At 34.8% G+C, this 14,817-nt stretch carries 14 protein-coding genes; 4 read left to right on the top strand and 10 right to left on the bottom strand.

From position 1 onward, the window contains the following. Positions 1–126: 126 nt before the first annotated feature. The 6 genes from MHH85_RS03405 to MHH85_RS03380 form a co-directional block, all read right to left on the bottom strand. Positions 127–771 carry a cupin domain-containing protein gene (locus MHH85_RS03405; protein ID WP_340705950.1) on the bottom strand — a complete coding sequence of 215 codons (645 nt, stop codon included), beginning with the start codon at positions 769–771 and terminating at the stop codon, positions 127–129. A gap of 136 nt (positions 772–907) precedes the next feature. Beyond that, the gene (locus tag MHH85_RS03400; RefSeq protein ID WP_340708118.1) at positions 908–2,923 is read right to left on the bottom strand and encodes a catalase; all 2,016 of its coding nucleotides are present in this window, start codon (positions 2,921–2,923) and stop codon (positions 908–910) included. 138 nt (positions 2,924–3,061) lie between these two features. Further along, on the bottom strand, positions 3,062–4,525 hold the full coding sequence (gene dacB, locus MHH85_RS03395; protein ID WP_340705949.1) for a D-alanyl-D-alanine carboxypeptidase/D-alanyl-D-alanine endopeptidase: 1,464 nt from the start codon (positions 4,523–4,525) through the stop codon (positions 3,062–3,064). 257 nt (positions 4,526–4,782) lie between these two features. Next, positions 4,783–6,324: a glycosyltransferase gene (locus MHH85_RS03390; RefSeq protein ID WP_340705948.1), complete on the bottom strand. Its 1,542-nt coding sequence runs from the start codon at positions 6,322–6,324 to the stop codon at positions 4,783–4,785. Positions 6,325–6,594: 270 nt separating this feature from the next. Beyond that, entirely contained in the window at positions 6,595–6,957 is a 363-nt protein-coding gene (locus tag MHH85_RS03385; RefSeq protein ID WP_340705947.1) for a hypothetical protein, read from the bottom strand. 72 nt (positions 6,958–7,029) lie between these two features. After that, a complete protein-coding gene (locus MHH85_RS03380; RefSeq protein WP_193740615.1) occupies positions 7,030–7,719 on the bottom strand; it encodes an N-acetylmuramoyl-L-alanine amidase in 690 nt (229 codons plus the stop codon). Between the two features lie 251 nt (positions 7,720–7,970). Between MHH85_RS03380 and MHH85_RS03375 the strand changes: the two genes are divergently transcribed. Then, complete coding sequence (locus MHH85_RS03375; protein ID WP_340705946.1) at positions 7,971–8,264, top strand: hypothetical protein; 294 nt, start codon at positions 7,971–7,973, stop codon at positions 8,262–8,264. Between the two features lie 349 nt (positions 8,265–8,613). On the opposite strand, the gene MHH85_RS03370 is transcribed toward MHH85_RS03375, so the two are convergent. Beyond that, positions 8,614–9,237 carry a hypothetical protein gene (locus MHH85_RS03370; protein ID WP_340705945.1) on the bottom strand — a complete coding sequence of 208 codons (624 nt, stop codon included), beginning with the start codon at positions 9,235–9,237 and terminating at the stop codon, positions 8,614–8,616. Between the two features lie 278 nt (positions 9,238–9,515). Between MHH85_RS03370 and MHH85_RS03365 the strand changes: the two genes are divergently transcribed. The 3 genes from MHH85_RS03365 (at position 9,516) to MHH85_RS03355 (ending at position 10,982) form a co-directional block, all read left to right on the top strand. Beyond that, positions 9,516–9,875: a helix-turn-helix domain-containing protein gene (locus tag MHH85_RS03365; protein WP_340705944.1), complete on the top strand. Its 360-nt coding sequence runs from the start codon at positions 9,516–9,518 to the stop codon at positions 9,873–9,875. Positions 9,876–9,884: 9 nt separating this feature from the next. Beyond that, positions 9,885–10,340 carry an ImmA/IrrE family metallo-endopeptidase gene (locus MHH85_RS03360; RefSeq protein WP_340705943.1) on the top strand — a complete coding sequence of 152 codons (456 nt, stop codon included), beginning with the start codon at positions 9,885–9,887 and terminating at the stop codon, positions 10,338–10,340. A gap of 429 nt (positions 10,341–10,769) precedes the next feature. Continuing rightward, entirely contained in the window at positions 10,770–10,982 is a 213-nt protein-coding gene (locus MHH85_RS03355; RefSeq protein ID WP_340705942.1) for a hypothetical protein, read from the top strand. A gap of 268 nt (positions 10,983–11,250) precedes the next feature. Here MHH85_RS03355 and MHH85_RS03350 read toward each other — a convergent pair whose 3' ends face one another. The 3 genes from MHH85_RS03350 to MHH85_RS03340 are packed head-to-tail and all read right to left on the bottom strand — an operon-like array spanning position 11,251 to position 14,810. Then, positions 11,251–11,988, bottom strand: coding sequence for a response regulator transcription factor (locus MHH85_RS03350; protein ID WP_340705941.1), 738 nt, complete (start codon positions 11,986–11,988; stop codon positions 11,251–11,253). Next, positions 11,972–13,765, bottom strand: coding sequence for a sensor histidine kinase (locus tag MHH85_RS03345; RefSeq protein ID WP_340705940.1), 1,794 nt, complete (start codon positions 13,763–13,765; stop codon positions 11,972–11,974). Before MHH85_RS03345 ends, MHH85_RS03350 begins: the two co-directional genes overlap by 17 nt. Beyond that, a complete protein-coding gene (locus MHH85_RS03340) occupies positions 13,755–14,810 on the bottom strand; it encodes an autoinducer 2 ABC transporter substrate-binding protein (RefSeq protein ID WP_340705939.1) in 1,056 nt (351 codons plus the stop codon). The genes MHH85_RS03345 and MHH85_RS03340 overlap by 11 nt, the downstream gene beginning before the upstream one ends. Positions 14,811–14,817: the final 7 nt, after the last annotated feature.

The following is a 14,817-nucleotide window of genomic DNA, read 5'->3' as shown; positions in this document are numbered from 1 at the left end:
AAAAAAAGCATAAAGGCACCTTACTTACCGACCTTGTGAATTTCAATTTCTTTCGATTTTGTCCTTTATCCCTTATGTTTATTAAAAAATCCCTAACCTTATACACGAACAACATGCAAAGTATGATCAATGCCCACCTCCATAATAATAAGGATTCTGTACAGCGGTATAATAAGGATGATAGTTTGTCATAGGAACACTAGGCTGTTCTATGTTGGTATTCTTTGGCGGATTTAAACAATTGTCAGTTGGACCAATAAGTATTGTTTCGTTATTTAAAGGTGCAAGTGTTTTCTTCAATTGATTTGGCTCTAAACAATAAGCATAAGCAAGTACTTCTGTAGGTGTTTTTGTAAGGAGGTCTGACCCTAATATAGATTCTGGATACGGTGCATCGAAAATCGCAAGCAAATGCGTTTTTTCTTTGGTTGCTATTTCCCAATGCCACCAGCCTTGAGGAATGTTCGCAACTTGGCCTGGGGTAATAGGTAGATGTGAAACTTTATTAGTAAATGGATTAATCAAAGAAACAACGGCTGATCCTGAAATACAATATACTAACTCCGAAGCATTTTGATGATAATGCGGTTCAATAATACGATCTTTACTTAAAAATATATCAAAAAGCGATACATTACCTAGCGTATTTAAATTATTTCTACCTAAACTATTAATAAAATTTTCATTATTACGCGTAAATAATCTGTTTTTATTTAAATCAAAAAAGAATTCTACATTCGGTTGTGTAAAATCCATGTAAGAAATAGACATTGATCAAAAACCTCTTTTCATTAAATAATTCGTTTCATCGTATTTTATGCAATTAACAAAAAGGCGTGACAAATGCCCATACAAAAAAGAAGAACCCTTTAAATTGAGGGTTCCCTGGAATTCTTTCCTATTCATTTCATACGCGTTGCCAGAAACGTTGAATGGTCATCGCTTCTATAAATTCCTTAGAGAAGGTTTGCGGATTTTGATCTACTAATACACCCGGCTTCCCTAAAATTCCTAGCGACTCTAAAATTGGCGCAGCCGCTTCTGAAGCACCAATTGGTTTGAAATGATTATACGTATCTATTACAAATGACTTTGTTTTCCATTGGGTGTTTTCATTTGCATTTGTACTTACTCCTACATACAAACCATCATAAAGTAAAGGTGAACCAGTTAAAAAACTTTGATCTACTTTTAATTCTACACCGTCAGTACCTTTCACTACGCCTAATTCGTCATGAACAATGACTGGTTGAAGTCCAACTTTTTTCCACTGCTCTAATAAATAATTTGTTTCTCTACCGTTGAACCCACTCTCTAAAATAACTCCTACTTTTAGCGTTTTTGGTGAAAGTTTCGTATTAAATAGACTTAAAGCTGGTGATGACTTTTTCACTTGGGATTCTGGTACTTTCGGAACCTCTATGCCTAATGCAGTAGCAACAACCGTCGCTAACTCTGTACTAATATGTCCTAGCATATTCACAACTTGTTGTCTTACAGAGACACTTTGTACCTTACCTAATTCAAAGCTAAAAGCTTGCATAATATGCTCTTTTTCCACAGGCGTCATACTATTCCAAAACATACGTGCTTGTGAGAAGTGATCTTCGAAACTTTCCGCTGTTTCTCTCACTTTTCTTCCATCTACTAAAGAAGGATAAGTGACAAAACCACCTTTTGAACCTGGCACTGTGTAAGGTGTATTATCTGCTAATGAGTTTTTATGGTAAGCTATTCGATCTTTGTCGATGATATAGCGAGAAGCACCATCACGCTGATTATTATGAAAAGGACAAACCGGACGATTAATCGGCAACTCTTGATGATTCGTACCTACGCGATACAACTGTGTATCCGAATAAGAAAATAGTCGACCTTGAAGAAGTGGATCATTCGTAAAATCAATACCACGCACAATATTTCCGGGATGCAATGCGACTTGCTCAGTTTCAGCAAATACATTATCAACATTTCGATTCAACGTAATTTTCCCAATCATTCTAACTGGTATATCTTCTTCTGGCCATAATTTAGTAGAGTCTAATATATCAAAGTCAAATTTAAATTCATCTGCTTCTTCCAACACTTGAATACCAAGTTCATATTCTGCATAATTACCATGTTCTATATTTTCCCATAAATCTCTTCTATGGTAATCTGCATCTGCCCCACCTAATTTCTGCGCCTCATCCCAAATGAGTGACCGTAAGCCAAGTACTGGCTTTATATGAAATTTCACAAAACGGGATTTTCCATGCTTATTTACGAATCGGAATGTGTGTACACCAAAGCCTTGCATCATTCGGAAACTTCTTGGAATGGTTCTATCACTCATAATCCACATTGCCATATGAGCTGACTCCTGATTATTTGCTATGAAATCCCAGAATGTATCATGCGCTGTTTGCCCTTGAGGAATTTCATTATTAGGCTCTGGTTTAACCGCGTGGATTAGATCAGGGAACTTAATACTATCCTGAATGAAAAACACAGGAATATTGTTGCCGACTAAATCAAAATTACCTTCTTCAGTATAAAATTTCGTAGCAAAACCACGGACATCTCGATTCGTTTCATTTACCCCTTTAGAACCTGCCACTTGTGAAAAGCGTATAAATAATGGCGTTTTGACAGCAGGATCATTAAGGAATTTAGCCATTGTTAATTCTTCAAGTGACTCATACAATTCAAATTCACCATACGCTCCGTATCCACGTGCATGCACAACTCTTTCCGGAATGCGCTCTCGATCAAAATGAGCCATCTTTTCACGGAAAAGAAAATCTTCAATTAGCGTCGGACCTCGGTCCCCCGCTTTTAAAGAGTCTTCATCATTGGAGATTTTCACACCTTCATTTGAAGTCATGATTTTCCCTTTGTTTTCACGGACAAACTGTTGAAGTTGCTGTTCTTTCTTATCCATCTTATCGTTATTATTTTTCAAAAAACCACCTCATCCATACTCTATGCACGTGTTTTTTTCATTAGTAGTAAAACTAGATAAAAATAAAATACAAAAAACCTTCTAAAGGATTAAAAACTGCTTTAGAAGGTGCTTTTATTACAATTCTTTTGCCATAGTAGTTACTATTTTATCAATAACTGGAATTGTGTCTTCTTTATTTTGTACAAGGACGCTAAAAATGTACCACTCACCGCTATCTGCTTGCACATATCCACTTAATGTATTGACTGCATTGAGAGACCCTGTTTTTGCTATAACTTTCCCAGCTGTTAATGGGTCTTTAAAACGATTACGCAACGAACCTCCTATCATTCGTTCAGCATTTGCCGCTACAGGTAAACTAGTATAATACGTTTGGTACCAGCTTTTCTCTTTTTGAACTTTGTAAAGCATATCCGTTAAAGCATTGCTAGTTACACTATTCTTATGGGACATACCTGAACCATCTTCAAAGTCCCATGATTTCATATTAAGTTTTAATGATTTGCCGTACGATTTTACAACTTTTAAACCAGCTTTGGTGCTCCCATCATGCCTTTCAACTTGCCCCATCGTTTTCACTAAAATATCGGCAATCCCATTATTACTAAGTTTCATATATGGAATCATAATATCTTTTAATGGCATTGATCTTTTTTCAACAAGCAAAGTAGCTTTTTTAGGAGTCTTCATTACTTTAAGCGTATGACCACTTATAAATTGGATGCCTGCTTCTTCTAAAACTGATTGAAACAAAGATAATGTGTGTATGGTCGGATTTTTTACTGTAATCCACTCTCGCCCCGTTTTACCTATTGGTAAATTTCCACTAACGACAATTTGATTGGATTTGTATAGTCTCGTAATATCTAATGTGTTCACATCAGTTTCTTTGACTGTCTTTGCTTTATTTATGATTTCCATTTCACCAATATAAGGTGTGACTTTAATGGTAGGTGGAGTATCAACTGACCCTGTAGACACATCTACGATAACAGTCCCCGTATCATAGTCAGTATTGGGCGAAGTTGTTAATGCCGTTATAGGAGCAGCGTAATAATACGGTTCATCATCCCATACAATACCCGGCGTTAGTAATTCACTATCAAACCATGTATCATCCCCGAATAAATCGCCCTCCACAGTATGAATACCTTTAGCTTTCAATTTCCCTGCAAACTGCTCCAAATCTTCTTTCATTAAAGTCGGGTCCCCTTCACCCTTTATGTACAGATCCCCCTTTAACAAACCATTTGAAATCTTACCGTTCGTAAACAGTTGCGTTTTAAACCGATAATTATTTCCAAGTACATCTAATGCTGCTGCCGAGGTCAACAATTTCATATTTGATGCTGGTTTGATTGCTTGACCACCTTTGTATGAGTAGATTAAACGCCCAGAATTCTTTTGCCGCACGGAAATACTCACTTCTGCTCCGTCAAGCTGTTCCTTTACAATCTTTTCAATATCTTCTCTTAATAGATTTAAATCCTGAGTACCAGCATCAATCGTCTGGCCAAATAATAAAAAACTAACCATAAGCATGAATACTTTCACAAATAAAGAAAGCCTGCTTTGCATATTTATCCCCCTTTTCTACTAGCTTAAAGTTTTGTGAATTTCGTATTGGTTCACTAGTATATGCTTTATTTTCTCTGTCAATTCTCACTTTTCTCCACGGTTCAAGCAGTTCACTACTTTTATAATAACCATAAAAAATGACTAAATAAAAACACACCAACTAGAGGTGTGTTTGAACATCTAAAAATCCATTTATAATTGAATTACATTTTGCATTTCAAATCGGCAATCTTCAATAATTACTTATTCTAAATTGATTATTCTTGCCACTCAATCAAATTAGGGTTTTCATCTAATATTGAGGTGTATTGCCTAATGTCACCATACTTAGCTCCAGGATCCAAAGTTTTATAGCGCTCAAATTTTTGCAAACGCTCTTGCTCATTTGCCCACCCTAAATGCTTTAAACGTAACTGGCTAATACTGTTAGGCAAATTGAATATGTTTTGAGGATAACGACCACAATGTTGAGGGGTTTCTTTCCAAGTATAATCAAAGCCTTTACGGTATCTAAGTAAAAAAGGTCGATAATATAGATGTGCCTGCCAATATTCATCTTCTCTATAATGAGTCAACTTCCAGAAGTCATATAACCGAAAACTATAAAGATCGAATTCATTCTGCTCCAGCAGTTTATGCACTTCCTCAGCGAACTTATCCTCAAAAATTTCATCAGCATCTAGATTCAAAATCCAATCGGGATTCGTACTAATTGTCTCCTCCCATTGCTGTTTTCTAAGTTCAACTTCATTTCCGAATTTTGATTCTACGTTTTTTACCATTCGAACAGGAATGTCCTTTAAAACTTCTAAACACACAGCTACAGTATCATCAGTGCTACCGTCGTCAATTATAACAGCTTCATCGATAAACTTCCGATGCGATTCAAGTGCCTGTTTGAGATAACGACCACTTTCATTTTTCACTACCATAGAAAGCGTTAGTTTTGGCTTCCCCTTAGTTATGACCTCAACTTGATTACTAGGTGTTTCCCAACTTTTTTTATAAACTTCTACTTGCTCCAAATCTGATTCGCGATACAAATGCAAAGGTGGGACATGTGTATCCACATGCATGGATAATCCTAGTGCACCAGCTCGAATACAAAAATGTCGATCTTCTCCCCAGAATGAGAGATTTTTTATCTGTTTAAAATTCACTCCTGCAAGAAGAGCTTTTCGACTGATTAAAGTGCAAGCCCCTAGCCCGCCAACTTCGTAAACTCCAGGTATTCTTAATTTTGTGAGGAAGTGCATATATCGGGCTGATTTTTCTTCCTCTGTCAAATACTCTCCTCGTTGTTGCTCGAATTGCGTATATTCATTTGATACCCACACTTGAGGTTGTGCATGTGCCTCTGGTTGCCATTTCGTCCAGAAAATTTCCGAAATAATATCCTTATCTGCTTTTAGTAGCCAGTCAATCGTATCTGGGTGAAGAATTAAATCTGAATCAACTAAAAATAAATAATCATAATTTTCATTAATAGCGATATCAATTATCTGATTCTTATAATCTGCTACTTTCCATATAAGTTGCTCATTCCAATAATGTGTATGGTCGTTACGAGCATACACATCCGAAACCTCAGCATGTTCAATTCGTATGTTGTTATTTTGCTCTTGAAATTCTATAAGTAAGTTGGTTGAGAGTAAATCCTCGTTATTCTCAAGAAAAAAAACATCTAAATTAAATTGATCTTTTCGCAAATTAGAAACTGCTGATAAAAATTCATTTAGTACTTTAGGACTCTGACGAACAGGACTTCCCAGCAGAATGTTAGGTTTGCTTGCTGTCAAAAGATCGTCCTCCTTCATTTATTAATATCACGCACGAATATTGTTTCATCTAAACCTTATATACAATATATGTTTGAGTTATTTAATCGTACCCAGCTTCCAAACTTTAAAAGAATTAATTCAAAATAGGGAGAGCTACATGTTAGTGTCGTTGCTACACTAAAAGATTATTTGAATTTCTGAGCAAAGGAAAATTTCTTTAAGAATTATGTAGTATTTTTTTATAAATAAAAATGCTCACTGCAAAAGCAGGGAGCATCATAAAATACATCATTTAGATATCCATTCAAAGAGTAATTGAATACATAAATACAGTAATCCTCCCGTACCAAGTAACTTTATAGCCAATTCCGTTCGTCTTTCTAAATTACTCTTTTCTAAATCGTAATTTCGATTTTTATCATTTTCAACTGCTGCATCACGAGATTTAATAAGATCCCACTGATTTTGAATAGTATTTTGAAATAGCAGACGTGTATCTCGATTTTCTTGTAGTATCGTATTTTCTAATTTCAAATAAGACTGCTCCACTGCACGCAAACGTTTTTCTTTGTCTAAGTCATTCACTTCTAACTGTTTTATACGCCCCTCATGATTATATAAAAGATGATCGACTTCTACGGTTTTCTCCAATGTTTAGTCTCCACCTTTCCTGAGTAGGTAAAAAGCACACCCAATCGGATGCGCTTTTATGATATTTTTTTGCTATTTCACTCTTAATACTTGTCCTAAATAAATCGTATAGTTGCTATTAAGATTATTCCACGTTTTGATTTGATCAACTGTACTACCGTATTTTACGCTCAATGAATACACCGTGTCACCTGAAACAACCGTATGATAAGTCGCAGAGTCCTTCTTCGGTAGATTGAAGCATTTAACTAAACCATTCACATGCCCACGAGCTACATTTGCAATCCACGTATCATTTTTCATCTTTGTAGCATCACTTACAGTATCGATAAATCCATTCTCAGTTAATAGTGCAGGCATATTCGATTCGCGTAAAACATGCAGATCGGATTGTTTTTTACCACGGTCCGTTAACTGATTCACTTGCATAATTTCTGAGTGAATATTATTTTGATACGTTGTAGAGGGTGCCCCAACCCCTGGATACACATAACTTTCAAAGCCAGTTCCACCGCCAGCGTTAATATGCACTGAGAGGAAGAAATCAGCTCCCCATGCATTTGCTGCATTCGTACGATCCGTCAGACTTGGAAACGAGTCACCTGTGCGAGACATTAAAATCGATACATTATTATATTCCGCTGTAAGAATGTCTCTAATCTTTGTCCCAATTTTTAGCGTAATGTCCTTTTCCTGAATTCCGTTCCCTATAGCCCCTGGATCGCTCCCACCGTGTCCTGGATCAATAAAGATTTTCACCATACTAACATCCCCTTTGTTTGTTATTAGTAAGTACTTACAACTCAATAATATACGAACAAACGTTCTAAATCAAATACTTATTTTAATTTTTCTCATAATTGGTTAATAATACCTAAAAATTAATTATTCATTACAGGGTTTATTTCCTTTCATTATTTCTCAATTTAAAGTTCCTCATTTCCATAAACAATCCATGGACGAGTTTCATGACTTGTTTAAAAAACATAAAATAGCCAAGGGGAGGCATGACAATGAAAGAAAATAATCCTAATCGTAATCGCAAACAACACTTTGAAAAAGGTTTTGAATCACCAGAAAATCAGCCCGCCAAACTTCATGTAATCGGTGCTGCTATTACAACACTAGGTGAGGCAATATTAACTATTGCGGCATTGGCAGAGTTGCAAGAATTAGAAGAAGAACAAAGATTGAGTAAAAAACAGTCACATTTGCTTAAAGAACAATCAAGACAGTTAGAAGAGATGCAAAAGCAAATTGATCTTTTAACATATCAAATGTCAAAAATGGACCTTAGAAAAAAGTGAAACAATTAATTCATTCTACCTTTATGACACGCTAATCTTTTTTCAATAGAGGTAAGGGTCTTGCTAGTAGAATTCAATTAGATCCTTCCTCAATAATTCTTAAAATTGCTTGGCTCAAATAAAACTCATTACAAGTTTTTACACATGCATTGTGTACTTCCAAGTAATAGGCATAATTAAATTCTCTTTCATCAAGACAAGCCTCTCTGCTCCTGTTTGTCATTTGCTATGTAGAGCCACCCTTAAAATCATCAATAAAAAAAGAGAAGAAATATTTCTTCTCTTTTTCTCCACGTAGAAAAACTTTACGCAAATAATAAAATTTCTCCTTTCTGATTTGAAAAATCGTTTAGGGCTGTTTTTCTTTCAAGCAAAAAAATTCAATCCCATTCATCAAAGCTCTTAATTTCGTATATTGTCCATCGTAATTTTCATGTGTGTAGCTCGTAAAAATAGACAGAAAAGCATCTTCAGTTAATTGTATACTCGCACATTCAAATCCAAAATAATAATTAATTATCTGATGTCGATAGACTCCCTTATCAACTTGAAGTTGTTGTACTCTGTTTACAATCGCCTGCACGTTATTTATGGTTAACGTTTCTTGTTCATTATGAGCAGTTTCAGAAGCATTATATGGAGCACGATCATAAACACCACATACTTCAAATACATCTGGAATCGGATCTATCTCCCAACCAAGGACATCTCTTTCATTGCCCTCCTCATCAAAATACACGCCTCCATCTTCGTATCCACCTTGCTTGAACACTTTATACAATTTTCCGTTTATCGTTTTTTCTTTAAATTCATATGAATGGTGTAGATTATGGAAACGAACATAGTCGCCAACTTTAGCTTTTCGAGATACTTTGCATAGTAACTTTCCTTTGTGATGAATTATTTCATCCTCTTCTCCTTGTATCTCTTTTTCAATAAAATCCATATTTGCTAAATGATTAAATCGCTTCATACTACTACCTCCCAAATGTATTAGTTACAAGAGTTAATGAAAAGTTGCCAATTACGAATTGAGTAGCTCCATCTATTATTCCAACAAGGTTCGGTTAGTATGCTTCTTTCAATTCACTATTTCTATTAGTTGTATATTATCCGAATTTTTCCGGATTGTAAAACGATTAATTTCTAATTTTTCATTATTTTTCCGATTATTTCCGGATTTTTCGTTGCGTATAACGTTATATTCGATTATGATTAATTTAACTATTTTAGGTGATTGGAGGAAATAATATGTTTGACAGGGATTTACCTCTCAAAAAGGAGATTGCCAAGAATATTAAAGAGCTACTTAAAATGAACAATTTAAATCAAATCAAACTTAGTGAGTTATCTGGTATATCAAAAAGTACGCTTTCTGATTATTTAAATTGTAAAACGCTCATTAATATTAGCAATGTAGAGAAAATGGCTACTGCCTTAAATGTTGAAAAATCAAGAATTGATCCTTCATTTTCAACTACAAAGGAATTATCCCTAAAAGAAAAAACGATTGAAACTATAGCAGCCCATATAGATGATAATGTAACAGAGGAAGAAATTGAGGTTATTAAAAACTACATAGACTTTATAAAATCGCAACGTAACAAATGAGGTGAATTTATGTTATACGAAGCACTTATGTCTCAATATAAGCACTTAACATTCAAAGAATCTTTATTAATGCCAAAGGGATTATCTGGTCTTTATATAGACCATCAAATCATAATAAATAAACGATTAAGCCTTTACGAAAAACACTGTGTTTTAGCAGAAGAGATTGGGCATTATGAAACAACTTACGGAGACATTACGAATTTAGAAAGTGTTAGTAACCAAAAATTAGAACTTACAGCAAGAAGATGGGGTTATGAAAAGATCGTTTCCTTAGACAAGCTTATTGAATGCTATGTTGCTGATCAAAGAACTGAAGAGGACATTTGCACGTACCTAGAAATAACCCCACAATACTTATATTGCGCTATAGATAGATATCGACAACGTTATGGCTTATCGACCATTTATAATGGCTATCGTATATTTTTTGATCCTTTGAATATTGAAAAGGATTTTTTTTAACCACAAAAAGAACATATGTTTCCTTTTTTAATAATTGAGCAGAAAAATAGTTCTCCTATATTCTGATCAATCTTTTTTCCTTACACGATTGATTCCATTTCACTTTGCTTTAAAGCAGCATTTTCTTCAATTTATTTGTTCTGAAAATTTTCATTGCAAAAAGTATATTTATTTTTATCGCAATTACAAAATGTGTTTAAACAAAGCATAGATGGACAGGATTTAAGTAAGCATGACTGTTATTATTCGTTTAAGGCGTGAGAAATAGAGTAGTTTAGAGGATAAATCAACTTTTAGCGTCGGAATATTTAGCTAATACAAACTGTCAAATATTGATTTAACCTGCAAATATATCGACGAAAAAGCTTTGCTTAACTGAACTCTTAAAATCGCCTGGTGAATCAGGTTAGTCGGAAGGGAGTACTAGAAGTGAAATATAAAATTGTTGAAAATGATGAAAATAAAGAGGGTATTCTTGGCCTCGATGATGAAGCTAAAGGAAATGGAGCAAACGGTTTACTTACAAAATTTAACAATGTAGAAAAAGCTAGTCTTGCTGAATTTGTAGTAAATAAAGATATACAAAATGAAGAAAAAATGAACTATTGGAAAGGACGCGAGTATATAAGAACCTTATACTAATGATAATCCTTCAAAATAAACATAAATACGATATTGCTGGTCATGTTCTATAAACATTGCTTGGCATCATTGAACAAACCAAAGTTATGTAACAATAAAACAAAGCCACTTCATTAAAAGTGACTTTGTTTTATTGTTGCAAAATATATTAAAATACCTATTTTTGTAATTTGCATTTGTCTCGCACGCGCAATTGGTTATTTTGCTATACACCTTCGTTTCTTTAGCTATTTGGAATTAATTAACGATATAACGCATCATATTCCGCCTACTCTCCATGACGAATTTGCGAGGGTAACATACCGTAATGCTTTTTAAATAATTTACTAAAGTATTTTGTATCTGTGTAGCCTGTAGCAAGTGATATTTCATATATTTTCATATTTGTTGTTTTGAGTAAGGTGATCGCCTTTTCCATTCGTTTTTTAGTTATGTAATCCAAGACGGTTTCACCAGTTTTTCGTTTGAAGTATTCACTAAAATAGGTGGCGTTCATAAAAACCTTACCTGCTATTTTCTCAATCGTTAACGGTTCATGTAAATGCTCATGAATCCACTGGGTCGCAATTTCTATAGATATATTCTTCGACTCAGGTTCAGCGAGCACTTCATTTTTATGAAATTTAGCTTTAATTTTATCCAGACACACTTGCATTTCCAACCTATCAATCGGTTTTAATAAATAGTCAAGTGCCCCTTCACGCATTGCTTTTTGTATAAATTCAAAATCATCGTAACCGCTAATGATCACTGCATAATAGGATTTTGAGACCCTTTCATTTAAACGAGTTAGCAATTCCAAGCCACTCATCAAAGGCATTTTCACATCGGTAAACAACACATCAAAAGGAAGGTCAAGTTTTACAACATCATCGAGACAACTCTGCCCCGTTGCATATGAGCCAACAATTTCCCACTCTTCACCGTTACTTCTAATTAGTTTTTCAATGCCCCTTCTTAGACGACTTTCATCGTCAACAACGATGACTTTAATTTTCTCTGTCATGATTGTGAACACTTCCTCTATCTAGTATAGGTATACGCATGAAAATTTTAGTGCCGATGCCTTCTTCACTTTGAATACGTAGATGATACTCATTACCAAAATGGAGCACAAGTCTACCGTTTACATTGGATAAGCCAAAGCTGTCATCCTTTTTAAACATCTGATTGTCAGTTAGCTGCTGTTTGATTAAAGCTAATTTTTCAGAACTAATACCTTTACCATTGTCTTGAATGACAAGCTGCATCACGCTATCCTCTTCTGTAACCGTAACATTGATTTCTAACGTCTGTCCGGGTAGATATGCATGCTCAAATGCATTTTCAATAAGTGGCTGGAGGATAAATTTTGGTGTCATTTTGTCGTGCAATGTATGAGCAGCTACGACCGAATATGCTAATGTTTCTTCAAAGCGAGCTTTCTGAATCACTAAATAATCTTGTATATGTTGTAGTTCTAAGCACAAGGGAACGAATTGATCTTTATTGCCCAATGAATAGTGCAACATGCGACCTAAATTTGTGACCATCTCTACCACGCTCGTCTTTTCATCCTCTTCCACCATAATAGCTATATTTTCTAGTGTATTGTACATAAAATGCGGATTGATCTGCGACTGAAGTGCGTATAGCTCTGCTTCCTTCTGCTTCAATTCAATTTCATATTTTTCATTTATTAATTCTTCAATTTCTCGTAGCATTTTCGAAAATGCCTTGGAAAGCATACCTACTTCATCATTCGACTCATTTGTAAGCTGGATATCAAAATCTCCTTTTTCCGCTCGCTTCATCTCACCCGCTAAACGTTGAATTGGTTTGGCTACACCCCACGCAAGAACGATCGAACTACCAATTGCCAATACTACAATAATAAAGAATGCTATGATTGTTATATTACGTACAAAATCGGACTCTTCCGTTAAGTGGCTCACTGGAATTGCATGCATAAAGGTCCAACGGTTTTTAACACTATTGGCGCTACTATATAATGTTTGGTCTGATTGAAAACTACCATTTGCTATTGGATAATCTACCTTATCCTTATCAAGAGTGCCGATAAAAGACGGCATGGAATGATAAATAATATAGCCTTGATTATCTACCATCCACATTTTCGCATCATCTTGCTCATCGACAGTACTTATTGTTTGCTCGATAAAGGCTAAATCAAGTGCCACAAATACTGTGCCTAAATTGTGCCTGTTTTCATAGTCAATAATTTGTTTTACTAGGAGCACAAATGGTTTACGCTCTTTGAAGAAAAGAGAGGTTTCGTGTGGAAAAAACACCCTTTCCTCCCCTATTAATTTATATGAATTTCCGTATAATCCGATAGACTTACTTGTTGAGAATCCAGAGTCATATGAAAGGCGTGAATTTTGAAACAGACGATCCTTTGAAGAAACAAACACACCAATAACATGCTCCCGACTACCTTGCATAAAAGAACTTGCCAAATAATTTTCAACTAAATGTTCATCCTGTTTCATATTTGATACATTTTGATAAGTGGATTTCCTCAAAATATTCATTACTTCTTTGTTGTTATTTATTTGATTCATTTCATCAAAATACTGTTCAATTTGTCGCTCCATATTATTATTAGCTTGGTTTAATAACCTTGGAATATATGTACCTACTTGTCTTTCAACTGATAATACGTATTGACTATAAGCCACGTATCCTAATAAAGCAGTTGGAATAATAGTAATAATAATATAGGTCAATAATAATTTCGTTTTTAACGTATAATTTTTAAATTGCCCTCGCTTAAAAGTCATATTGATTTACATTCTCCTTCGTGAAATCAATAGCTTCCCCCATAACAATTCGTTGTTCATTATTATAGAAACGTACAATGCCTACACCTGGAATAACTTCATAATCATTAATAGGCTCTCCAGCAAGTATTTTCTCGGTTAAAATAATCATTAAATAACCCAACTTTTTCGGACTCCATAAAGTAACTGTCTGTGCTGAACCATCCAATAAATAATTCCGCATTAAATTCGGTGTCGATAAACCAACTACTGCCACCTGTCCAACCTTTTTTTGTTCTTTCACAGCCTGTGCTGCAGCTGGAGGTCCAACAGAAGAATTGCCGATAATCCCCTTTAAATTTGGATACTTTTTTAATAATGTCTTTGCTGCTTCATACGCAATTTCCGGATCATCATTAGTCGCGACGACCTCTACCACCTTCATATTTGGATAATATTGTTGCCATTGTGCTTGAATCCATTTGACCCACGAATTATGGTTAATCGCTGAAAAAGAGCCTGTCATTATCGCAAACTCTCCGTCTTCTCCTGTATGAAGTGCTAACTGGTCCATTAAATGCCGACCAAGAATTTCAGAATCAACCATATCCACAAATAGATTCCTTGCTTCTTGTTGGCTATCAGCATCCCATGTCACAATCTTGATGCCTCGCTTTTTAGCCTTCTTCAATACTGAAGATAAACTTTTACTATCAATAACTGAGACTGCAATGGCATCCACTTTCTTATCCATCATTTTCTCCACAATTTCACGTTGTAGTTCCGCTTCTGCTTTTAATGGTCCCTCATATACTATCTCAATTTCTAATTGTTCAGCTGCTTCTTTGACGCCTTCATAAACAGATTCAAAATATGGTATATTGCCTACTTTCGGTATATAAGCAATACGGTAATGTTTTTTAGTCTTAGGTTTTTTTTGCGTTTGTTCCTGTTTAACCTTATCGGCTTCATACAATACATGGTATTTTTCTGGACTTGTACATCCAATCACCAAGGAAATGGTAGCGATTACATAAAAAATTATTAAGAACCAACTTTTATACATATAATCA

The organism is Viridibacillus sp. FSL E2-0187, from assembly GCF_038006425.1.
In the GTDB taxonomy this organism is placed as follows: Bacteria; Bacillota; Bacilli; order Bacillales_A; family Planococcaceae; genus Viridibacillus; species Viridibacillus arvi.
Note: the sequence above shows the minus strand (reverse complement) of the source record. Positions and strands in the feature narration are given on the sequence as shown.